Annotated in this window: 17 protein-coding genes, 1 tRNA gene and 1 other RNA gene; 15 read left to right on the top strand and 4 right to left on the bottom strand. The window is 62.9% G+C overall.

Features of this window, described 5'->3' with window-relative positions; genetic code table 11:
• Positions 1 to 225: 225 nt before the first annotated feature.
• The 3 genes from hrpB to ffs all read left to right on the top strand — a co-directional run bounded on the left by hrpB (position 226) and on the right by ffs (position 3,099).
• Positions 226 to 2,652, top strand: a complete 2,427-nt coding sequence (hrpB, locus tag K3136_RS03580) for an ATP-dependent helicase HrpB (protein ID WP_221431539.1) — start codon at positions 226 to 228, stop codon at positions 2,650 to 2,652.
• A gap of 17 nt (positions 2,653 to 2,669) precedes the next feature.
• Complete coding sequence (locus K3136_RS03575) at positions 2,670 to 2,948, top strand: ETC complex I subunit (RefSeq protein WP_221431538.1); 279 nt, start codon at positions 2,670 to 2,672, stop codon at positions 2,946 to 2,948.
• Between the two features lie 56 nt (positions 2,949 to 3,004).
• An RNA gene (gene ffs, locus K3136_RS03570) (signal recognition particle sRNA small type) lies at positions 3,005 to 3,099 on the top strand.
• 1 nt (position 3,100) lies between these two features.
• On the opposite strand, the gene K3136_RS03565 is transcribed toward ffs, so the two are convergent.
• Positions 3,101 to 4,207, bottom strand: coding sequence for a hypothetical protein (locus K3136_RS03565; protein ID WP_221431537.1), 1,107 nt, complete (start codon positions 4,205 to 4,207; stop codon positions 3,101 to 3,103).
• An 85-nt stretch (positions 4,208 to 4,292) separates the two neighbouring features.
• Between K3136_RS03565 and K3136_RS03560 the strand changes: the two genes are divergently transcribed.
• The 5 genes from K3136_RS03560 (at position 4,293) to K3136_RS03540 (ending at position 10,676) form a co-directional block, all read left to right on the top strand.
• A complete protein-coding gene (locus tag K3136_RS03560; RefSeq protein WP_221431536.1) occupies positions 4,293 to 6,143 on the top strand; it encodes a DNA polymerase III subunit gamma/tau in 1,851 nt (616 codons plus the stop codon).
• Between the two features lie 10 nt (positions 6,144 to 6,153).
• Positions 6,154 to 6,495 carry a YbaB/EbfC family nucleoid-associated protein gene (locus K3136_RS03555; RefSeq protein WP_221431535.1) on the top strand — a complete coding sequence of 114 codons (342 nt, stop codon included), beginning with the start codon at positions 6,154 to 6,156 and terminating at the stop codon, positions 6,493 to 6,495.
• Positions 6,495 to 7,625, top strand: coding sequence for a hypothetical protein (locus K3136_RS03550; protein WP_221431534.1), 1,131 nt, complete (start codon positions 6,495 to 6,497; stop codon positions 7,623 to 7,625). The genes K3136_RS03555 and K3136_RS03550 overlap by 1 nt, the downstream gene beginning before the upstream one ends.
• A gap of 137 nt (positions 7,626 to 7,762) precedes the next feature.
• Positions 7,763 to 10,159, top strand: a complete 2,397-nt coding sequence (gene lon / locus K3136_RS03545) for an endopeptidase La (protein ID WP_221431533.1) — start codon at positions 7,763 to 7,765, stop codon at positions 10,157 to 10,159.
• A gap of 244 nt (positions 10,160 to 10,403) precedes the next feature.
• Positions 10,404 to 10,676 carry an HU family DNA-binding protein gene (locus tag K3136_RS03540; RefSeq protein ID WP_221431532.1) on the top strand — a complete coding sequence of 91 codons (273 nt, stop codon included), beginning with the start codon at positions 10,404 to 10,406 and terminating at the stop codon, positions 10,674 to 10,676.
• Positions 10,677 to 10,756: 80 nt separating this feature from the next.
• Here the strand turns inward: K3136_RS03540 and K3136_RS03535 are convergent, their stop codons facing one another.
• Entirely contained in the window at positions 10,757 to 11,611 is an 855-nt protein-coding gene (locus K3136_RS03535) for a hypothetical protein (RefSeq protein ID WP_221431531.1), read from the bottom strand.
• A gap of 21 nt (positions 11,612 to 11,632) precedes the next feature.
• On the bottom strand, positions 11,633 to 12,424 hold the full coding sequence (gene rlmB / locus K3136_RS03530) for a 23S rRNA (guanosine(2251)-2'-O)-methyltransferase RlmB (RefSeq protein WP_221431530.1): 792 nt from the start codon (positions 12,422 to 12,424) through the stop codon (positions 11,633 to 11,635).
• A gap of 153 nt (positions 12,425 to 12,577) precedes the next feature.
• On the opposite strand from rlmB, the gene K3136_RS03525 reads away from it, so the two are divergent.
• The 7 genes from K3136_RS03525 to K3136_RS03495 all read left to right on the top strand — a co-directional run bounded on the left by K3136_RS03525 (position 12,578) and on the right by K3136_RS03495 (position 22,097).
• Positions 12,578 to 12,663 (top strand) — tRNA-Tyr (locus tag K3136_RS03525).
• A gap of 149 nt (positions 12,664 to 12,812) precedes the next feature.
• Complete coding sequence (locus K3136_RS03520; protein WP_247711421.1) at positions 12,813 to 14,057, top strand: serine hydrolase domain-containing protein; 1,245 nt, start codon at positions 12,813 to 12,815, stop codon at positions 14,055 to 14,057.
• Entirely contained in the window at positions 14,054 to 15,487 is a 1,434-nt protein-coding gene (locus K3136_RS03515; protein ID WP_221431529.1) for a metallophosphoesterase, read from the top strand. Before K3136_RS03520 ends, K3136_RS03515 begins: the two co-directional genes overlap by 4 nt.
• Positions 15,484 to 19,284: a GMC family oxidoreductase N-terminal domain-containing protein gene (locus K3136_RS03510; protein ID WP_221431528.1), complete on the top strand. Its 3,801-nt coding sequence runs from the start codon at positions 15,484 to 15,486 to the stop codon at positions 19,282 to 19,284. The genes K3136_RS03515 and K3136_RS03510 overlap by 4 nt, the downstream gene beginning before the upstream one ends.
• A gap of 44 nt (positions 19,285 to 19,328) precedes the next feature.
• Positions 19,329 to 20,471, top strand: coding sequence for a beta-ketoacyl-ACP synthase III (locus K3136_RS03505; protein ID WP_221431527.1), 1,143 nt, complete (start codon positions 19,329 to 19,331; stop codon positions 20,469 to 20,471).
• Positions 20,472 to 20,511: 40 nt separating this feature from the next.
• On the top strand, positions 20,512 to 21,261 hold the full coding sequence (locus K3136_RS03500) for a phosphatidylserine decarboxylase (RefSeq protein WP_221431526.1): 750 nt from the start codon (positions 20,512 to 20,514) through the stop codon (positions 21,259 to 21,261).
• An 83-nt stretch (positions 21,262 to 21,344) separates the two neighbouring features.
• Complete coding sequence (locus K3136_RS03495; protein WP_221432196.1) at positions 21,345 to 22,097, top strand: CDP-alcohol phosphatidyltransferase family protein; 753 nt, start codon at positions 21,345 to 21,347, stop codon at positions 22,095 to 22,097.
• On the opposite strand, the gene K3136_RS03490 is transcribed toward K3136_RS03495, so the two are convergent.
• On the bottom strand, positions 22,066 to 22,308 hold the full coding sequence (locus K3136_RS03490) for a hypothetical protein (RefSeq protein WP_221431525.1): 243 nt from the start codon (positions 22,306 to 22,308) through the stop codon (positions 22,066 to 22,068). The genes K3136_RS03495 and K3136_RS03490 overlap by 32 nt on opposite strands.
• Positions 22,309 to 22,538: the final 230 nt, after the last annotated feature.

Below are 22,538 nucleotides of genomic sequence, written 5' to 3'. Positions count from 1 at the left end.
GTCTCTCCCTTGCTTTGCGCCCCTTGACCGGCCCGCCAATTGACGGTGCGACGGTGAAAAGACCCCACCCCCTCCACCCGAATGAAGAAGCAAGGACGCGGCTGGATACCAGCAATTATGGCGTTTCACCAAATGCAATGATTTCGGAGCGTGAATTCAGTGCCTTGCGTAAACCTTGCCACCTCGGGGCTGTGCGCGTGCCCGATCTGTGCGAATAGCGTGACCGTGACCGAGACCCTGCCGATTCACGATGTCCTACCCGACCTGCTCGCCGCCTTGTCCGAAGCGAGTGCGGCGGTGCTCGTCGCGCCTCCCGGGGCCGGCAAGACGACGGCTGTCGCGCCTGCCCTGATCGGGGAAGACTGGTGCGATGGCATGGTCATCCTCACTTCGCCCCGCCGCGTGGCCGCACGCGCTACGGCGGAGCGCATGGCCCAGATGCTCGGCGAAAAGCCAGGTGAGACGATCGGCTACCTGACGCGCCTCGATACGAAGCGTTCGGCAAACACGCGCGTTCTGGTCGTGACCGAGGCGATCTTCGTGAACATGATCCTCGACGATCCTGAACTGGAACGCGCGTCCGCGGTGCTGATCGACGAGGCGCACGAGCGACACCTCGACACCGATTTCGGCCTTGCGCTTGCCCTCGAAAGCCGAGGCGTGCTGCGCGAAGACCTGCGCGTGCTGGTCATGTCGGCGACGATCGACGGTGCGCGCTTCGCCTCGCTGATGGGCGAGGGCACGCCTGTCATCGAAAGCGAAGGGCGGGCCTATCCGCTCGACATCCGCTGGCTCGGCTCGGCGCCGCAGGAGCGGATCGAAGACGCCATGGCGGCAGCCATCGCAACCGCATGGCGCGAGGAAGAAGGGGACATCCTCGCCTTCCTGCCGGGTGTCGGAGAGATCGAGCGAACGCGCGAGCGGGTCGAAGCCCGACTGCCAAAGGCGCTCGTCCTGCCTCTGCATGGGCAGGTGCAGCCAGCGGATCAGCGCGCCGCGATCAGGAAAGACCCCGAGGGGCGCCGGCGGATCGTGCTTGCCACGGCCATTGCCGAAACCTCTCTCACCCTCGACGGTGTGTCGGTCGTGGTCGATGCCGGCCTTTCGCGCCGTGCGGAATTCGACCGGGCTGCGGGAACGACGCACCTCGTGACCCATCGCGCGAGCCAGGCTGCTGCCGCCCAGCGCGCTGGCCGTGCGGCACGTCAGGGGCCGGGCGTTGCCTACCGCTTGTGGGAGGAGGGCGGCCATGCCGGTCGTCCATCATACGATCCGGCCGAAATGGAGATCGCCGACCTCGCGCCGCTCGTGCTCGATCTGGCGAAGTGGGGGACCGGCGATCCGGCGAGCCTGCAATGGCTCGATACGCCTCCTGCAGCCTCGATCAGTGCCGCGCGTCAGACGCTCAGGGCATTGGGTGCACTGGGCGAAGACGGTCGTATCACGCCTCGCGGTGCGCAGCTCGCCAGCCTGCCGCTCGATCCGGCGTCGGCCGCGATGGTACTCTTCGGTGCGGAGAGGGGAGATGCGCAGACGGCTGCGCGGCTGGCGCTGCTGTTGCAGGAGAGGGGGCTTGGCGGGCGCGGCGAAGATCTCGAGGCGCGCTTGCAGCGCTGGAACTCCGACAGGGGCGCCCGCGCGGAGGCCAGTCGCAAGCTGGCAGGACGATGGGCCAAACAGGCGGAGGCGCTGGTCGAGCGCAAGGGTTCCGAGGACGTACCGCCCGCCGTTCTCCTCGCGGCGGGGCGCCCAGACTTCATTGCCAAGCGCCGCGATGCTTCCGGCGAGAACTGGATCGCCTCGGGAGGACGCGGCTTCATTCTCGACCCGGCCTCTCCGCTCGCACGTGCGGAGTTTCTCGTGATCGGGGATGCCCAGGGCCAGGCGAAAGGCGCGCGCATCACGGCGGCGATTGCGCTGGAGGAGAGCGAACTGACCGCTTGGCTCGGTGAAAGGATCGAGCGGCGATCGGTGCTGCGCTGGAAGAACGGACGCGTCGAGGCGCGGCTCGAGCGGCGGTTGGGCGCAATCACTCTCGCCAGCGGGTCCGACGCCGAGCCGGATTCCCAAGCCGTTGTGGACATGCTTGTGGACAAGGTTCTGGAAAACCCGGCAAAACTCCTGCCGGCCGAACTCCTTGCCCGGGCCGCCTTCATCGGTCTGGACAGTTTCTCCGCAGCACGGCTCGCCGAAACCGCCGACATCTGGCTTGCGCCCTTGCTGGCCGGTCGGCGCGATCTGGACATTCCCAAGGGGCGGTTGGTCGATGCGCTTCTCGGAGGTCTCGACTGGAACGACCGCCAGCGCCTCGATGCGGAAGCGCCGCGTGAATTCACCTCGCCCGCAGGCACGACGCACCCGATCGACTATACGGGTGACGATGCGCCGAGCGTGGAAGTGCGTGTGCAGGCGCTGTTCGGCCTCGAACGCCACCCCATGGTTGGCAAGACGCCGCTTCTGCTGAAGCTTACCAGTCCCGCCGGGCGCCCGATCCAGTCGACCCGTGACCTGCCCGGATTCTGGCGTGGAAGCTGGGCCGATGTTCGCAAGGACATGAAGGGCCGCTACCCGAAGCACCGCTGGCCTGAGGAACCCTGGGCCGAAAAGCCGAGTTTGAAGACCAAGAACGCCTTTTCAAAATCCGGCGGCTGAATTAAGGGGCGCCCACTATGGCAGCACGTATTTACCAGCGACCGCAGAGCGCGATGCAATCGGGCAAGGCCCGCACCGACGAGTGGGTGCTCGAATTCGAACAGTCCGAAGCGCGCCGCGCTGACCCGCTCATGGGGTGGACCGGCAGCGGCGATACGCAGGCGCAGGTGCAGCTCAAGTTCCCGAGCAAGGAAGAGGCCAAGGCCTATGCCGAGAAATACGGCATTGCGGCCCGCGTCCACGCAACGCCGCCGCACACTCTGAAGCTGCAGGCCTACGCCGATAATTTCCGCTAATCGCTCCGCTTGAAATGCGGAGTTGAAATCTGGGCAAACCGCAGCCATATGGCGCGCCGGGAGTCGGGTGGACGTTTGCGTTCGCTCACCGGGTCAGGTCCGGAAGGAAGCAGCCCAGGTGAATTGCGGCGGGTCGCTCGGCTCCTTTTCCATTAATCCAGCGAAATGCCTTTCTCTCTCGCGGCGCGTTCGAGCGCCGTGATTGCAGCGCTGTTGCCCTGACGACCTGCTTCGTCGAATTTTACGATCAGGTCCTGCATGCGGATGGTGGCAAGGCAGAAGCCTGCGCGATCGCCTGCTTCACGGGTGTCCCACATTGCCTTGCTGACCTCCAGCGCCTCCCCGAAGCTATCCATTGCGCCGAGCATCGCGCTCGCAAATCCGCCTGCGCCGTCCGAGCCCATCATCAGGCCGATGATTTCCTCGGGAGTGAACTGACCGGACTCGTCCAGCTTCCAGCCCAACCATTGCACCAGCCGCGAATAGTAGTCCTGCCGGCGCAACAGCGCGCTCAGATAAGTCGTGGCTGGACTGGTATCGGATTGGTCCCAGATCTGTGCGGTGAAATTCGGATCGCCACATTGCTGCGCGCCAAAGCGGGGCGGAAGCGGGATCTCGGTCTGCTCGGGACGCGGTGTCCCATCGGGCAGCTGACCGAAGGTTTCACCGACCATGTCCATGGTAATGTCTGCGACCCCACAGGTCAGTGAGACGTCGCCCATCGAATAGGAGATGGACAGCATCTGGCGCTGCGGCCCGCCCTCGGTTTCGATTTCCCTCTCGAAAACGTAGTCGCCGTAATAGGCCATGAGGCCGATCGGCAGCTCATCCATGTCGAGGGTTATAGGCTGCCAGCCTTCTTCCGCGATCGTGGGTGTCAGTCCATCGACGAATGCGTGGTAACCGGCCTCCACGTCGTCCCCCCGGCCGACGGCAACCCAGTAGGACATCCACGCCATCCGGTCCGACCAGGGGGTAGAACGCGGACGCGCTTCCTCGAACGGAGCCATGCGCTCCGGCAGGACGAAGCTCATGTCCAGTGTTTCCATGATCCTGCTGCTGAGCGGGACTCCGGTCTGACCCCAATCGTATTGCATTGCGCCACTTGTGGAGCACATGCGGTCGAGGACCGGCGCGCTGAAGCTTTCGGGCGGTGCTTCCAAAACGCGATGCGTTTCGGTGTCGACTGCGAACAATTGAGCATGCGCAGGCTGGGCAAGCAGCGCAGTTGCAGCGACAAACAGATTCTGAATTTTCATAAGATTTGCGACCCCCATGGAAATTCCGTGCTTAATTTCCACCGGGGGCTTCGACAAGATCGGAAGGCTGTCCTAGACAGGTGGGATGGGTGATTCACCGGACAATACAGACGGCCTTCCCTGGGAGACCGATGCTCATGACGATGCGCCGAGCGCTGCCGAACTGGAAGCGGCGGGGCAGAATTCCATGTTCGGAGATGCGCCCGAGCCCGCTCCCGAGCCGGCACCTGCCCCTCCTGCAGCGCAAATGCCTGCAGAACCTGGGCCTGTCGCGCATGAGGCTGGTCTGGTGGAGCCGACCGCAGCCCCGACCGAAGCTGCGCAGCCCTATCGCGTGCTTGCGCGCAAATACCGACCGCAGACCTTTGCCGAACTGATCGGTCAGGATGCGATGGTGCGCACGCTGGCCAACGCCATCGCGCGCGACCGGCTGGCGCATGCCTTCCTGATGACCGGTGTTCGCGGGGTCGGTAAGACCTCGACTGCGCGCCTCATCGCCAAGGCGCTCAATTGCATCGGGCCAGACGGCGAGGGCGGTCCGACGATCAGCCCTTGCGGCGTGTGCGAGCCCTGCACGGCCATCGCCGAAGGTCGCCACATCGACGTCATCGAGATGGACGCTGCCAGCCATACGGGTGTCGACGATGTGCGCGAGATCATCGAGGCGGTGCGCTATGCGGCCGTTTCCGCGCGCTACAAGATCTACATCATCGACGAGGTCCACATGCTCTCGCGCAACGCCTTCAACGCGTTGCTGAAGACGCTGGAAGAACCGCCCGCGCATGTGAAATTCCTTTTCGCTACCACCGAAGTCGACAAGCTTCCGGTCACCGTGCTCAGCCGCACGCAGCGTTTCGACCTGCGCCGCATCCCGGTCGAACTGCTCGAAGCGCATTTCGCCGAAATCTGCCGCAAGGAAGGTGTCGAGGCCGAGGACGAGGCGCTCCACATCGTCGCCAATGCCGCCGAAGGTTCGGTGCGCGACGGTCTGTCGATCCTCGATCAGGCCATCGCCCATGCAGACATGGATACGGGCGGCAAGGTCACGGCTGAACGCGTGCGCGACATGCTCGGCCTCGCCGATCGGGGCGCCCAGCGGCGCCTGTTTGCGCACATCCTCGATGGCGATGCCAAGGCCGCGCTCGCTGCCGTCGACGATCAATACGCGCTTGGCGTCGAGCCGCTCGCCTTGATGCGGTCGCTCATGGATCTCACCCACCGCATCGCGCTTGCCCAGGTTGCCGGCGGCGAGGCCGACGGGACGACTGCAGAAGAACGCGCGCAACTGACCGAATGGGCAAACCGCCTCGAGGTCGGGCAGGTGCATCGCCTGTGGCAGCTCTTGCTCAAGGGGCATGACGAGGTCCGGCAGGCGCCCGATCCGCTTGTCTCCGCGCGGATGGCACTGCTTCGCGTATTGCATGCATCCGGCATGCCCGATCCGGGCAAGCTGGCGAAGAAGCTGGAAGAACTTGCGTCGCGCGCGCCCTCCGCTCCGGCTGCTTCGGGCGAAAGTGGCGGCGAGGCACCCGCGGCCTCGCTCGATTGGCACGAACTGGTCGAAAAGGTCGACAATGCCGGTCAGATGCAGGCGGCCAATCTCATGCGCTACCAAGTGCGGCCGATCACTGTCGAGGACGGGCGGCTGGTTTATTCGCGAGACGAACGCTTCGACCAGAATATCGAGCCGATCCTCAAGGACGCGCTCTACGCTATCTCTGGCAAGCGCTGGCAGCTTGAAACGGGCGATCCCGCGCTGGCTGTGCCCTCGATCGAGGAGGCAGCGCAGGCCAAGGTCGAGGCGGCAAAATCCGCCATGCGCGAGCATCCGATGGTAAAAGCGGTTGAAGCCGCCTTTCCGGATGCCGAAATGTTAGAAGACGGCGCCGAACTCCCCCCGCAGCGGCGCGAGGTTCCATGGAACCGCAGAGCATAAGGAAGTACGCATGAAATCGATGGAAGAAATGATCGCCGCTGCACAGAAGGCAGCCGAGACGATCCAGACCCAGATGAACGACGTGCAGGCAAAGCTCGACACGATCGAGGTCGAGGGCACTGCAGGCGGCGGCCTCGTGAAGGTTCGCGCAACGGCTCGCGGGCGTATCATCGGCGTCGAAATCGACGAGAGCCTGATGAAGCCGGAAGAAAAGCAGATGACGGAAGATCTTGTCACTGCCGCTTTCAACGATGCGCGCGACAAGGCCGATCGCAAGTCGGCCGAGGAAATGCAGGCAATTCAGGGCGGCATGGGCCTGCCCCCGGGTATGAACATTCCCGGTTTCGGATAATGTCGAAAAGGGTCGCACCATTTCGCATTTTGGCCGCCCTCCTGGTGGGAGGCGCGATATCCTCCGCCTACGCCCAAGAAACGCAGGAGGGGCAGGGCGAAGTGCTATCGGGCCCGCCGCCTAAGGTGCGGACGGTTGAGTTGATAACCGGCCAACCCGAGGCGACTTCCTCCAATGTGCCGCTGTCCGGGGCCGGTAAGATCAGCATGCCATTGGATACCAAGGGCTTGGAGTTCGGGCTGAATGTCCCCCCGGGCCATATGGAGTTGGGTGTAAAAGTCTGGTTCGACGCCGCCGGCAAAGCGACCGATTGCAGCTTTGCGAGATATGACAATCTCGGCTCTTACGACCGCCGCAGGTATTTCCAGTCATACAAGGTTCTGCGCGAGCAGATCTGCGCTCAAGCGTTGGAAAACTGGTCTTTCGAGCTTGCAGACTGGTACGGGGCAAAGGTCGACCGCGGGTTCGCGACTGTCGATTTTCGCCTCACTCCGACCGTAAAATTGGCAGAGCCTCTCGAGGCGACGCGTTACCTTCCTGCTGCCAGTATCCGCGTCGACTATTGGGTGCGCGAAGGCGAAGAGCCGACTTGCAAGGTCCGGACAGCACTGACCGATCCTGCACAGGCGGCGGCAATCTGCGAATTCGTTCTCGCCGACCCTGAAAACAATCTGATGCCCATGAAGGAGGGGCGTCCCACACCGTTTCGCTCCACTCGGCCCCTCTTGATCGACTGGAGCGAGACCAGCCTGAAGATCCTGCCCAGACCTTCCTTCAAAAATCTCGATGTCACATCGCTTCTTTACCGTAGACTCGACCGCGAACTGCCCGACGGAAGTCTGCAAGACATCGCTGCGATCAACTTTGAATCGCGCCTTTCGACGCGGGACAATCCAGCTTGGCGCACCACGGATCCGAATTGGAGAGGCCGTACGCTGTCTCTGCTGGGGATCGACGACAAGGGCCGGGTGCGGACTTGTGTCCCTTTGAGAACTTCTGGGAGCGCTTTGGTCGACAACGGCGTTTGTGCGGCCATGGTGCGCAAGAGCCGGGCGGCCAAAGGTAAGGCACTGGCGGGGCAGGACTATCGCTACGTCGTTGCGCCAGCGGTCTGGAAGCCTGCCCACTAGGCGAAGACGCCGTGGGCGGCGTCCCGTTTCGCTGTGCACAGCTTAGCTGCAGCAGGCCGTTGCACCTCGGCCTATCGCTACCCATATTCCTATCCAACACACGGTTCTGACACGGGCCGCAGACGGACAGAATGAATATGACCGAGACCTTTCCCCTCCTCCCCCTTCGCGACATTGTCGTTTTCCCCGGCATGGTCGTCCCGCTCTTCGTGGGTCGCGACAAATCCGTGGCGGCGCTCGAAAAGGCGATGGAAGGATCGAAAGACATCTTCCTGCTCTCGCAGCTCGATCCCGGTTGTGACGATCCGGAAGGCCCGGACCTCTACGACACCGGCGTGGTTGCGCAGGTTCTCCAGCTGCTGAAGCTGCCCGACGGCACCGTTCGCGTGCTGGTCGAGGGGCAGGAGCGTGCCAAGCTCAAGGCATTGCACAACACCAGCGACCATGTTGCTGCCGAAGTGACCATCATCGAGGAACCGACCGCATCGGGTACCGAGATCAGCGCGATGATGCGCCAGGTGGTCGCGCAGTTCGGCGAATATGCAAAGCTGAACAAGAAGATCGGCGAAGATGCTGCCGAACAGCTCGGCGAGATCGACGATGCCGGCGAACTTGCCGACACCATCGCGGCTGCCATCAACGCCAAGGTGTCCGACAAGCAGTCGCTGCTGGTCGAACCCGATCCGCTGAAGCGCCTCGAAATGGTCATGTCCTTCATGGAAGGCGAGCTGTCGGTGCTTCAGGTGGAGCGCCGTATCCGTGGCCGTGTGAAGCGGCAGATGGAAAAGACGCAGCGCGAATATTACCTCAACGAGCAGCTCAAGGCGATCCAGAACGAGCTTGGTGACGGCGACGAGGACGGCGGCAACGAGATTGCCGAGCTGACCGAGAAGATCGGCAAGACCAAGCTGTCGAAGGAAGCCAAGGCCAAGGCCGAAAGCGAGCTCAAGAAGCTCAAGGGCATGCAGCCGATGAGCGCCGAGGCGACCGTCATCCGCAACTATCTCGACGTGCTGCTCGGCCTGCCCTGGGGCAAGAAGAGCAAGGTCAAGCGGGACATCGGCAAGGCGCAGGAGATCCTCGACGCGGATCACTATGCGCTGGAGAAGGTCAAGGACCGGATCATCGAATACCTCGCCGTGCAGGCGCGTACCAACAAGCTGAAGGGGCCCATCCTGTGCCTCGTCGGCCCTCCGGGTGTCGGCAAGACCTCGCTTGGCAAGTCGATTGCCAAGGCCACCGGTCGCGAGTTCATTCGCCAGTCGCTGGGCGGCGTGCGTGACGAGGCCGAAATTCGCGGCCACCGCCGTACGTACATCGGCTCGCTTCCGGGCAAGATCGTCACCAATCTCAAGAAGGCCGGCAAGAGCAACCCGCTCTTCCTGCTCGACGAGATCGACAAGCTCGGCCAAGACTTCCGCGGCGATCCGGCATCGGCGCTGCTCGAAGTGCTCGACCCCGAACAGAACAACAAGTTCCAGGACCACTACCTGGAGCTCGACCTCGACCTGTCGGACATCATGTTCGTCACCACGGCGAACAGCCTCAACCTGCCGCAGCCGCTGCTCGATCGCATGGAGATCATCCGGCTCGAAGGCTACACCGAGGACGAAAAGGTCGAGATCGCGACCCGCCATCTGCTGCCGAAGCAGGTCAAGGACCACGGCCTCAAGGATGGCGAATTCGAGCTGACCGAAGATGCGCTTCGCGACCTCATTCGATACTACACTCGTGAAGCGGGCGTCCGCACGCTCGAGCGTGAACTGGCGCGTCTGGCCCGCAAGAGCCTGCGCAAGATTCTCGAAGGCAAGGCCGAGAGTGTCACCATCACGCCGGAAAATCTTTCCGACTTTGCAGGCGTGCGCAAGTTCAAGCACGGCATGAGCGAGGAAGAAGCGCAGGTCGGCGCAGTTACCGGCCTGGCATGGACCGAGGTGGGCGGCGAACTGTTGACCATCGAAAGCGTCACCACGCCGGGCAAGGGCGAGATCAAGACCACCGGCAAGCTAGGCGAAGTGATGAACGAAAGCGTTGCCGCGGCCTTCAGTTTCGTGAAGGCGCGCGCCCCGCATTACGGCATCAAGCCGAGCATCTTCCAGCGCAAGAACATCCACATCCACCTTCCCGAAGGTGCGGTGCCCAAGGATGGCCCTTCGGCAGGTATCGGCATGGTCACTTCGATCGTCTCGACCCTGTCGGGTGTGGCGGTGCGTCCCGATGTCGCGATGACCGGCGAGGTCACGCTGCGTGGCCGCGTGCTGCCGATCGGTGGCCTGAAGGAAAAGCTGCTCGCAGCGCTACGCGGCGGGATCAAGAAGGTCCTCATCCCCGAAGAGAACGTGAAGGACCTCGCCGAGATTCCCGAGAACGTGAAGGAAGGGCTCGAGATCGTACCCGTCGCGCATGTCGACGAAGTCCTCGAACATGCGCTGACTTCGCTGCCTTCGCCGATCGAGTGGACCGAAGCCGACGACCTCGCCAGCCAGCCGGGCAATGCCCAGCCGGGAAGCGTGTCTCCGCCGACCGCACATTAACATTTGTTACGCTGCATCGCAGCGAATCGTGACCGTAGTTTTCCCCGTCTTGCTGCTCGCAAGTGCGGTAATCGCCTGTGGCGTCCGCACTTCATCGCAGAAATCGAATTCGTGGGCGAAATTTGGCCGATTCTTGGGGAATTTGCCTTTGACAGACGCGACAAAAGCCTCTCAATTCGCTGCCTCTCGGTGAAGCGATTCACCGGTCGCAATTTAAAACACGAATTGAGGGGGTTCCCACACAATGAATAAGAACGATCTGATCAGCGCGGTCGCAGACGCAAGCGGCCTTTCGAAGAGCGATGCTTCGAGCGCGGTCGAAGGCGTTTTCGATGCAATCACCAAGTCGCTTTCGAATGGCGACGAAGTTCGCCTGGTCGGTTTCGGCACCTTCTCGGTTGCCAAGCGCAAGGCTTCGACGGGCCGCAACCCGCGTACCGGTGAGCCGATGAACATCCCCGCTTCGAACCAGCCCAAGTTCAAGGCCGGCAAGGGCCTCAAGGACGCCGTCAACTAAGACGCGCTTCCAGCTAAAAAGCGAAACGCCGCAGTCACCCTTCGTGACTGCGGCGTTTCTTTTGCTTGCGCGAGAATTACTTAGTCGAAAGCGATCAGCGCTGTCGGGGCCTGCTCCGTACGCGGACTGATGTTCCAGACGAGCGCCTGGCCACGGGCGTTGGCCTGCGGACCTTCGTCGGTGTTGTTGGCCAGGATCCTGCCATCGGTGATGATCGTGAAGGTACCTTCCGGCACGACGATCTTGCCCGGTTCCTCGCCTTCGTTCTCTTCGGACATTTGCGCCAGCCCGGCCATTCCTGCCATCATGCCCTGCATCGGGTTGCCGCCGCCCTGCGCCGCAAATCCGGGGGCATCGACGCGCACCTGCCCGCCGTCGCGCAGGATCACTGTGACGAACATATTCCCCATCTGCATCTTCTCGATCACCGGGAAGACGAAGTCGTGGGTCAGCTGGCCGGAAATGCGGAAATCGACGTCGAAAAGTCCATCACCCTTGTAGGTGACCTCTTCCCAGCCGCGCTGCCGTTCGAGCTTGGCGGCCAGTTCCTGCGCCGCCTCCGGGTTCGACGGATCGACGCCGCCGAGGAAGGCCTTCATGTCCTCCGCTTCCTCGCGCTGCTTGGCTGCACGCGCGCTGGCTTCGGCATCCCACTCGGCGCGCTGCTCGTTGACTTCGGCCAGCGTGCATTCGCGTTCGTTGTATTCCTCGTCATAGCACTCGGCCTCGAACTCTTCCGGCTTGTCCGCCATCTGCGCGAGCTTCGAGAGCGCCAGCATCTGGATTTCGCCGTCGTAGCTGTAGGTGAAAGAGCCGTTCTGCATGACCTGCAGCTCGCTGGTGAAAGCACCCGGCGACAGCAGGCATCCCGTCAGCGCGAGCGAACTTGCAGCGGCCAATGCTGCTGCACGGACCGGCCTTGAAATGAACGACATTGTTTTCCCCCTCGGTTGAATTCAGCTGCGTGTTGCAGCTGCGTATAGCGCAATTGCGGCGGCATTGGACACGTTGAGGCTTTCGATTTCGCTGGAGATCGGAAGCTTCGCCAATGCATCGCAATGCGTCTGGATATTGTGTCGCATGCCTTCGCCTTCCGCGCCAAGCACGATTGCGACCGGCCCCTTGGGCAAGGCCTCGGCAAAGGTGGTTTCGGTGTGCCCGGTCAGGCCGATGCGCCAGTATCCGGCCTCTGCCATCTCTTCCATCGCGCGCGCGAGGTTGACGACCCTGATCCACGGCAAGGTCTCGAGCGCGCCCGAAGCGGACTTGGCGATCACTCCGCCTTCGGGCGGGGCATGGCGGTCCTGCGTCACGAGCGCAGCCGCATTGAAGGCGACGGCCGAGCGCATGATTGCACCGACGTTGTGCGGATCGGTAACCTGGTCGAGCACCACGATCGGGCGCGCGGGATCACCGTCGAGGACTTCATCGAGGAATTTATCCTCCAGTTGCGCACATTCGAGCACGAGCCCCTGATGCGGTGCATCTTTGGCGACAAGGCGGGCGAGATCGGCGACGTCGGCATATTCGACGGGGAAATCCGCCGGCAGTTCACCATCGAGCGAAGCGATTCCCTCACGCGTCGCCCACAGCTTGCGGTGCTGGCGCTCGGGGTTCTTCAACGCGGCCTCGACCGCATGACGTCCCCAGAGGCGCACCTGTCCTGCGCTGGCGCGGCCACTTCCCCGGCCACCTTTCATCCGGCCGGCCCGGCCCCTGAGTGCGCGTTTGCGTTCGCCTTTTGCCATGTGTCTTGTCCTGTAATCCAGATTGCGTGGCGCTCCTGCCAGTGAGGGCATTGACAGGCAAGCGCCGCTTCGCCAAAGGGGCGCCTCTCGGCAGGGGATTGCCAAGCGAATCCCCGCATATTTCTCTTTTCCAAGAGATTTGGCGACCGGTGTGGACAGGTGGCCGAGTGGTTAAAGGCAGCAGACTGTAAATCTGCCCGCGCAAGCGTACGCTGGTTCGAATCCAGCCCTGTCCACCACCCGCCTATTCAATGACATGCACGCACCCCGGCTCGTCCGAAGTCGCGTCGTCGTGCATGTCCTAAGGGCCGCGTTAACCATTATTCGATAGCACCGATCCGACTGGTCAGCGCAGGGGGCGTTGACCGACGAGAGAAGGTTGCTCGACGTGTCGCAAACAGCATTGAAACCCGTGGCCGAAAGCTTTTCAGGAGTTCAGTCGCGGGTCACGGGGCATGTGGCGCCCGGCTTCGAACCGGTGGTCCATGCCTTTGCCGCGCCCATCCAGGCGCGGGCGGCACTTGGTGCAGCCTGCACGATCTTCCATCGCGGCGAGAAAGTCGTCGACCTGCAAGGTGGCTGGAAAGAGGAAACGCGTACCGATTGCTGGAGCGCGGACACGGCTGCTCTCGTCTATTCGCTTACCAAGGGCCTTACCGGGGTTGCGGCCGCTGTCGCTGTTTCGCGCGGCCTGTTTGCCTATGACGAAGCAGTTGCCGATATCTGGCCCGAATTCGCCGCGCACGGAAAGGGCCGCATGACAATCGGCGAGGCGCTGAGCGAGCAGGGCGGGCTGGCGGCCATCGACTTCAAGCTGACGCTCGACAATATGGGCGACGAAGATGCGATCTGCGCTGCCATCGCGGCCCAGAAGCCGAACTGGCAGCCCGGCGACCATGCCGGAAACCATGCCTACTCGCTCGGCTGGATCGCCAGCGAGCTCATTCACCGCCGGGATCCTGCAGGGCGCCGGCTCGGCCAGTACTTCGCCGAGGAAGTGGCAGGGCCGCTAGGCGTGGATGTTTGGCTCGGCTTGCCCGACAGCGTCGATCGCGACCGGCTGGCGCGAATCGAGGGCTTCCACATGCAGGACCTCTTCATCCGTCACACCACCATGCCGTGGCCGCTGACTTTCGACATGTGCCTGCCGGGAACGCTGGCGTTCCGCACGCTCAACAATCCGCTCATCCTCGAAGGGCCGGGTGCACTCGATTGCGAGCAGTTCTGGCGGATCGGGCAGGGTGGTGCCGGTGGTATCGCGACCTCGACCGGCCTTGCGACGATCTACCAGGCGTTTGCAGAAGGCGGCGCAAAGCTGGGCATCACGCCCGAGGTCCTCGATTATCTCAAGCGTGGGCATGCACACCCGCGCAAGGGTCTTCGCGACCAGGTCCTGACGGCCGACATGTATTATTCGCTCGGCTTCGAAAAACCCTTCGACGAATGGGAATATGCCCGGACCCGCAGTGCCTTCGGGAGCTTCGCTGTCGGCGGTTCGCTGGCCTATGCCGACCCCGATGACGAGGTCGCCTATGCCTGGATCACGAACCAGCTTGGCACCGGCAAATGGGACGATCCGCGCGAGAAGATCGTGCGCGATGCCTTTTACCGCTGCCTCGAGGCGGTGGCGTGAGCATTGCACAGATTGTCCTTTCGGACCTTCACCTCGGTGCACGCGACAGCCTGCTGACCCATGTAAACGGCGCTGACGAGATTGCCGATGGGCCCAGCGAGGTGCTCGCAAGCTTCGCAAACGCCCTGCGGGAGACGCTCAAGGACGGCGAAAAGCCTCAGCTGGTTCTGCTCGGCGATGCGCTCGACCTCGGGCTTTCGCCATTCGGCGATGTTTCCAAGAGCTTCCTGCAGCTGATCGACGCCTTCTTTCCGAAGGACGGTGCCGAGATATTCAGCCGCGACATCGTCTATGTCGCCGGCAACCACGATCATCATCTGTGGCGCATGGCGCAGGATCATTGCTTCGTGACAGCGGTGATCGACGGCAAGATCCCGGGCGACCTTGAACACATCACCACCATTACTGGCACGCCGAAGCATCGCTGCCGGATGATGGAATCGCTGATCGCGCACCGGCCGCATCTGGCGGGGGCGCATGTCCACATCGCCTATCCCAATTGGGGTGTCGCTAACCGTGAGCGGAGCCGTGCGGTCGTCATGCACCACGGCCACTATCTCGATTCCATGTACCGCGCGCTGTCCAATTTCCGCGGCTTTCTCGAAGGCAGCGAGATGCGGCCCGGTACGATGCGTGAACTGGAGGAACAGAACGGTCCGTGGATCGACTTCCTCTGGTCCGACCTCGGCAGTGCAGGAGAGATCGGCGGTGAGGCTGGCACGCTCTACCAGACGATGCTCAGCGCCGGGGCGAGCCATGACATGGCCGAGGCCATCGCCCGCCGCGTGACGGGCGGATTGCATTCCAGGCTGGGCATCAACCCGAAAATGGAGCTCAAATACGGCATCACGCTCGACAACCTCATTCGTGCCGCCGTCGATCTGACCGCAGGGCGCGGGGCCGAGAAACAGCGCGAAGGCTATGCGCGGGTCCTCGGCGATGACGAGATCGCTGACATCGGCTGGTATCTCTCGACACCCATGGCAACGCAGCTGCGCGAGGAACTCGGCGCACTGCCGCGCGAGGTCCAGTTCGTGTTCGGGCACACGCACAAGCCCTTCCAGGACGAACTCATGGTCGACGGCTACGAATTGCCCGTCGGCGTTTTCAACACCGGTGGCTGGGTGCTCGACGAGCCCGGCCTGATGCCCGTTCAGGGCTGCGCCGCGATGCTCGTGTCGGATGAGCTCGAGGTCGCATCGCTCAGGCTCTTCAATGATCCCGTGGACGACGTGATGGCGCCTGTGCGCGTGGAGGGAAGCGGGCGCGAGACGCGCCTTGTCGGCGAAGCCTCTGCAGCAGTCGAGGCAGCCTCAGCCCATTGGCAGGACTTTTCGCGCGCGGTTCACCAGCGCATTCGCAGCGAGGCGGACAAGCGCGTCCGGCAGTTCCTCGACCGTTCCGAAGACATGCGGGAGGCAGCGGAATGACCAGCATGCAAAAGCGCATCGCCAAGCCCCTGTCCGAGGCAAAGACGCACTATACCGTCCTCGTGATCGGTTCCGGGTATGGCGCCGGTGTAGCTGCAAGTCGTCTTGCCCGGGCAGGGCAGGACGTATGCGTGCTCGAACGGGGGAAAGAGTTCCTGCCGGGCGAGTATCCAGACAAGCTCTCCGACGCGAAGGGCGCGATGCAGTTCAATGCGAAGGGCGGCCGGATCGGCGAGCCCGATGCTCTGTTCGAAGTGCATGTGAACGATGACCAGTACGCGCTGGTCGGCTGCGGTCTCGGCGGTACTTCGCTGATCAACGCCAACGTCGCCCTCGAATTCGACAAGCGGCTGCTCGACGAAAAACACTGGCCGGCTGCTTTCCGCGAGAACCCGCATGAGATCGACGCTTACTATGAGCGTGCGCGCGAGATGCTTTCGCCCAATCCCTATCCCGACAGCTATCCCAAGCTGGCCAAACTCGAGGCGCTGGAGCATTCCGCCAAGGCGATGGGCGAACGTTTCTACAAGACGCCGATCAACGTCACCTTCGAAGACAAGACCAACCGTTTTGGCGTACCGCAGCCCGCCTGCACCAATTGCGGCGACTGCGTGTCGGGCTGCAATGTCGGCGCGAAGAATACGACGCTGATGAATTACCTGCCCGACGCGGCGAACCACGGTGCGGACATCTTCACGCAGGCCAAGGTGCTGTGGATCGAACGCGAGGGCGATGCCTGGCGGGTCCATCTCGAAGCCAATGGCAAGGGTGCGGCGCGCGGTCCCAGGTCGATTTCGGCCGATCACGTGATCCTTGGAGCCGGCGCCATCGGCTCTACGGAAATCCTGCTGCGCTCGCGCGAAAAAGGCCTTCCCTTATCGAAGCGGCTGGGCGAGGGCTTTTCGGGCAATGGCGATGGACTCGGGTTCGCCTACGACAGCTATTTCAAGGCCGAGAAACAGGATGATGTCCTGACAGCCGAACCGATCTACGCGATCGGCGTCGGCGCGAATGAGGTAGCGAAGGAAGCCTATCCCGGCCCTTGCATTACCGGCGTGATCGACATCCGCGACACGAAGGACGTGACCAAGGGGCTGGTGATCGAAGAGGGTGTCGCGCCCGGTATCATCGGCATGGCACTCGCCCCTGCATTCTTCTTCGGCGAGGCGCTGGCCGACAGCTTCACGCGTTTCGGCATGGACCAGGTCAAGCCGCGCCTGCTCGATGCGAAGGCCATGGGCGAAGCATTCCAGACCGATCCCGGAAGCATCGGCGAATGGGCGTACAAGGGGCCGATGTCGCGCACCCAGACCTATCTGGTGATGAGCGTCGACGCTTCGCACGGACGGCTCGCCCTCGAGGAGGACAGGATCGCGATCCACTGGCCGCAGGCTGGGGAAGAGCGGACTTTCCGCCGCGACGACGACAAGATGCGCGAAGCCGCCGAGGCAATCCAGGCGCAGTATTTCTCCGACCCGCTATGGGCCGAACCGATGGGCCGCAAGCTTATCACCGTGCACCCGATCGGGGGCTGCGGGATGGGCGACGATGCGCAAAGCGGCGTGGTCGATGACAGCTGCCGGGTCTTTGCCGGCGAGAGCGGCACCGAAGTCCACCAAGGCCTCTACGTATGTGACGGGGCTGCGCTGCCCGGTGCGGTCGGGGTCAATCCCTTGCTGACGATCACCGCGGTGGCCGAGCGCGCCGTGGAGAAGTTGGCGCAGCGCAACGGCTGGCACATCGACTATACGCTGGCGGCGGAAGGGCCTCTGCCCGAGCCGGTCGAAGAGGATGACTGGGTCGGCGACGAACCGTTCAGGGTCAACCTCGGCGAGAGGCTCGAACTCTCGGTAGCCAAATGGGTCGCCGGGCATGCCATCGATCCGGTGTCGCGCGATATCGAAACGGCCGCACGGCATTTCGAGGAAGGCGCAATCGGTGAAGGCAAGAAGGCCATCCGCAAGCTCGTGAAGGAGCACCCCGAGGCAATGAGCCCGGGTCTTGCCTTTACCGAGACCATGGCGGGCCACATCAGCGCGACCGGATGCCACCATCGCCCCTGCGGCCATGCCGAACGCATTCGTGACGACTATGCTAATGGCGCGGCCTGGGGTCGCACCGAAGGCAGCGAATGCAGTTTCCTGCTGACGGTCGCGACCGAGAATCTCCACCGGATGATCGAGGAGCCAGAGCACCGGTCGGCCATCACCGGTAGCGTGGTCGTTAGCGCGATCTCGCCCGATCCGCTCAAGGTGCGCGAAGGCATTTTCCGCCTGCTGGTTGCCGATCCCGCACAGCCGGAAAGCTGGAAGATGCTCTACGACATGGTCCTGGAGGGGCCTGAGGGTCCGATCCACTTCCATGGTTTCAAGACGCTCCAGCAGCGCGGGAATTCGGACCCCTGGACCGATCTCACCACGCTGTTCGTGACATTGCGCCACGGCGAGGACGAGACCGGCGAACTGATCGGTCGCGGTGTGCTCAAGCTCGGCATCGACGAATTCATGCGACAGCTGACGACCATCGAAGTGCACGATGCGAACACGCTGGTCGGCCATATCGTGAACCTGATCCCGAAGGCGAAGAAGGCGATCGAAACCGTCTTCGTCGCCAAATACGCGGGATTCTTCGCGATGACTGTCTTCCGTGCCTATGGCGGGATGCTGGCTACGCTCAACGACTTTGCGAAGGCCGATGCGGCGAGCTTCGTCCCGCGCGAAATGCGCCTGCCGCCTGCCGAACGCCATATTGTGCCGACAGGCGATGGAGTGAATATCGGGCTGACCCGCTATCGTGGCGGCGCGCGCGGTCCGCTGGTGCTTGCACCGGGCTTTTCGGTCCGTGCGTCCAGTTTCGCCACGCCCACCGTGGACGAAAACCTCACCGAGAGCCTTGTCGCGAAAGGCTATGACGTGTGGCTCTTCGATTATCGCGCCAGCAATGATGCGGGCAATGACAACGAGCACCCGCCCGAATTCACCATCGACGATATCGCGCGCTACGACTGGCCCGCAGCGGTCGCGGAAATCCGCAAGGTCACCGGTGCCGAGAGCGTGCAGGCACTGGCGCATTGCATGGGGTCGATGAGCCTCCTGATGGGCATCGGGGCGGGCTATGTCTCGGGCGTGCGCTCGCTGATCAGTTCCCAGCTGACACTGCATCCGGTCACCGACTGGCTGAATTACCTGAAGGCCGATCTCGGGGTCGCAGGTGCGCTCTCGCAAATCTCGCTGCTCGACGGGCATCTCGATTTCGTCAGTCAGGGGACCGAGACCGATTACGAGATCGATGCGGTCGCGTACCAGATACCCGTCCCCGACGGGCAGGCCTGCAAGAACCCGACCTGTCGCCGCGTGTTCGGCGTCTTCGGACCCAGCTGGGACCATCGCCAGATCGGTCACGATACGCACAATGCGCTCGGCAGCATGTTCAGCCGCGTTTCGCTGAAACCCTTCGACCAGCTCGGGGCGATCATGCACAAGGGCCTCGCGGTCGATGCAGATGGAAAGGCGGTTTATACCTCGTCGCAAGCTGCAAAGCGCCTTTCGCTGCCCATCAGCTTCCTGTCGGGTGCAACCAACCAGATCTTCTATCCGGAAAGCGGCCAGCGGACGCGTATCTGGCTGTCCGAGCACAATGGCGACGGGCTCTACCAGCAGCGCGTCGTCCCGAATTACGGACACATGGACCTGTTCATCGGCCACAATGCGCATCGCGATGTAACGCCCGTCATTCTCGAGCAGCTCGAATGGCTCGAGGCGCAAGAGGAGAAGTGCTCAGAACGCAAGACGGGGTGATGCAGTCACTTGCGGGGCAGCGGGCGCGGTATTAGGCACGCGGCATGAACGATACATCCAGCATGACCGGTCGGCCCGTCATTTCCTCCACCGGGCTATTCACGCCCGAGGAAAGCATTACGAACGAAGAGCTCGTTGCAAGTTTCAACGAGTATGTGCAGCGCCACAATGCCGAGCATGCCGATGCGATTGCCGCTGGCGAGATGGAGCCGCTGGCGGAAAGCTCGGTCGGCTTCATCGAGAAGGCAAGCGGTATCAAGGCCCGCCATGTCATGGCGAAAGAGCCGATCCTCGATCCCGACATCATGGCGCCGCGCTGGCCGCAGCGTTCGAATGACGAGCTGTCGATCCTCGCCGAAATCGGGGTGAAGGCGGCAAGGCAGGCGCTCGAGAGGGCGGGTCGCAAGGCAGAAGATGTCGACGCGGTGCTGTGTGCGGCTTCGAATATGGAGCGGCCCTATCCCGCCATGGCGATCGAGATCCAGCAGGCGCTCGGCATCGACGGCTTCGGATTCGACATGAACGTGGCGTGCTCGTCTGCCACCTTCGGTATCCAGACTGCCGCCGACTATATCCGCGCTGGCAATGCGAAGAGCGTGCTGGTCGTCAGCCCCGAAATCACCAGCGGCCACCTGAACTGGCGCGATCGCGACAGCCACTTCATCTTCGGCGACGTCGCTACCGCCGTGCTGGTGGAAGATGCCGCAGTCGCTCCGGCGGAGCACTGGGACATCCTCGGCACGAAGCTGAAGACCGTGTTCTCGAACAATATCCGCAACAACTTCGGCTTCCTCAACCGGGCCTATCCGGAAGACGCCGGTGGTCCCGACAAGCTCTTCGTCCAGGAAGGGCGCAAGGTCTTCAAGGAAGTGGTGCCGATGGTCGCGCAGATGATCGTCGACGAAGCCGAGCGCCTCGACATCGATCCGCAGGGGCTGCGGCGCTTGTGGCTGCACCAGGCGAACACCGGAATGAACCGCCTGATCGCGCATCGCGTACTCGGTCACGAGGCGAATGAGGACGAGAGCCCGACCGTGCTCGACACCTACGGCAACACCTCCAGCGCGGGCTCGATTATCGCGTTCCACCTCCATAGCGAGGACCTGAAAGAGGGCGACACCGGCCTGATCTGCAGCTTTGGTGCAGGCTATTCGGCTGGGACCGTTTTCGTGCGCAAGCACGGTTGAACGCCTTGTGGCGCTCGATTCCAGCGCCTAAGCCCGCCCAATGGCAGGTGACCTTTTAGACAGCGAGGGTAGGGGCGAGGTCTTCTCTTCCCTGCCGCGTATCCATCCGGAAGGGCGCAAGTTCGCGATCGGCGCACTCGCCATTTCGCTGGTGTTCGCCTTTTTCGCCTGGGAGACGCTGGCCTGGCCGATGGCGTTTCTTTCGCTCGGGATTCTCGCCTTTTTCCGCGATCCGGACCGCGTCGTGCCGCAGGATGAACGCTATGTCGTGTCTCCGGCCGATGGCACGGTGGTGCAGATCACGCAGGTCGCGCCCCCGCAGGAGCTGGTTGTCGATGACGGCAGCGGGACGGAAGGCCTCGGTACGGACCCGGTAACCCGGGTTTCGATCTTCCTTTCGGTATTCGACGTCCATATCAATCGCACGCCCATTTCCGGGATGGTGCGCCGCCTGGTCTACATTCCCGGCAAGTTCCTCAACGCCGATCTCGACAAGGCGAGCGAGGACAACGAGCGGCAATACATCCTCGTCGAACGGTCCGATGGGGTGAAGATCGCATTCGCGCAGATTGCGGGGCTTGTTGCACGGCGCATCGTGCCCTTCGTGAAACCGGGCGATACCCTGGGCGTTGGTCAGCGTGTCGGCATGATCCGTTTCGGTAGCCGTGTTGATGTGTATTTGCCTGCCGGTACCGGATCCAGGGTCATGATCGGGCAACGAGTGATTGCAGGGGAAACGGTTATCGCCGAGCTCGATACCCGCCCCCTCATCGAAGGAGTGTCGCAGTGAGTATCCCCGAAGCCGATCCGCATCGCCAGTACGAAGAGCGTGCGCGCCTCGGGCCGAAAGCCGCCGAGGACGAAAAGCCCGTAATGGGCAAGTCACGCGGTCTGTCGCTGCGGGCGATGGCGCCCAACGCGATCACGGCCGCTGCCCTGTGTTCCGGCCTGACCGGCATCCGCTTCGCGATTTCGGAGCAGTGGGCCGCTGCGGCAGTCGCGATTATCGTCGCAGGCCTTCTCGACGGTATGGATGGCCGCATTGCGCGTGCCCTCAATGCCCAGTCGCGGTTCGGCGCCGAACTGGACAGCCTTGCGGATTCGTTGAGCTTCGGCACTGCGCCTGCGATTATCCTCTATCTGTGGTCGTTATCGGCAGAGCCCCGGCTTGGCTGGTTTGCCGCCCTTGCGCTTGCGATCTGTTGCGCACTGCGGCTGGCGCGCTTCAACGCGCAGATCGACATGCAGGAGCAGCCGCACAAATCGCTCGGCTTCCTGACCGGCGTTCCGGCCCCAATGGGGGCGGGACTTGCCTTCATGCCTTACTATCTGTGGGCGGCGACCGGTCTGGATATCTTCCGCGCGCCGATCCTTGTCGGCCCGTGGCTGATTGCCGTGGCACTCCTGATGATTTCGAGCATGGCCACGCCAAGCTGGACGTCGCTGCGTCCGCGCAGGGGGATCAGGTTGTGGGTGCTTGCCTTCGTCGGCCTGCTGTTCGCTGCCTTGCTTGTCGAACCGTGGTGGACGCTGAGCGCGATCGGGATCGGCTATCTGGCACTCCTGCCGTTCACGCTCCTGCGTTATGGCCGGATCAAGCGGCGCGCCGCGTCGTCTGCCGGATAACCCTAGCGCCCGTCCGCGCACGGGCATAACCCAGCGAACCTTCTGCAAGCGAACGCGGACGCTGCCCGGCCGGCGCGCTGGCGTATCCCTGCTTCAGGCGCATCCGCAGCATGCCGAAAGCGGACCACCAGCGCAGTCCGCTATCGGCGAGCACGGCAATCGTCACCAGGCCGGCGAGAGCGAAAGCAGCGAAAAGGAACAGTGCGAACATCGTTTCATCTCCTGCCCCGGGCCTGTCGACAAAGCTGTTGACAGGCGGGGTAAGTTTACGGGAAAACCCCTAATGCCCGCCGGGTGTTCCGGCGATGAGAACAATGTTCTCGTTTTGTTCCGGCCTGTCAAGCGCTTTTTGCGGTCGGATTCCCTTTTTTGTCGGTGAATTGAGTCTGGATTTGTCCGGAAAAGGCCGCTATGCGCGCGCCGTCCCCCATGGAATCGGCC

Origin of the sequence: Qipengyuania gelatinilytica, assembly GCF_019711315.1 — a bacterium.
GTDB classification, from domain to species: Bacteria; Pseudomonadota; Alphaproteobacteria; order Sphingomonadales; family Sphingomonadaceae; genus Qipengyuania; species Qipengyuania gelatinilytica.
The sequence above is the reverse complement of the archived record's forward strand: the minus strand, read 5'-3'. Positions and strand labels throughout refer to the sequence as shown.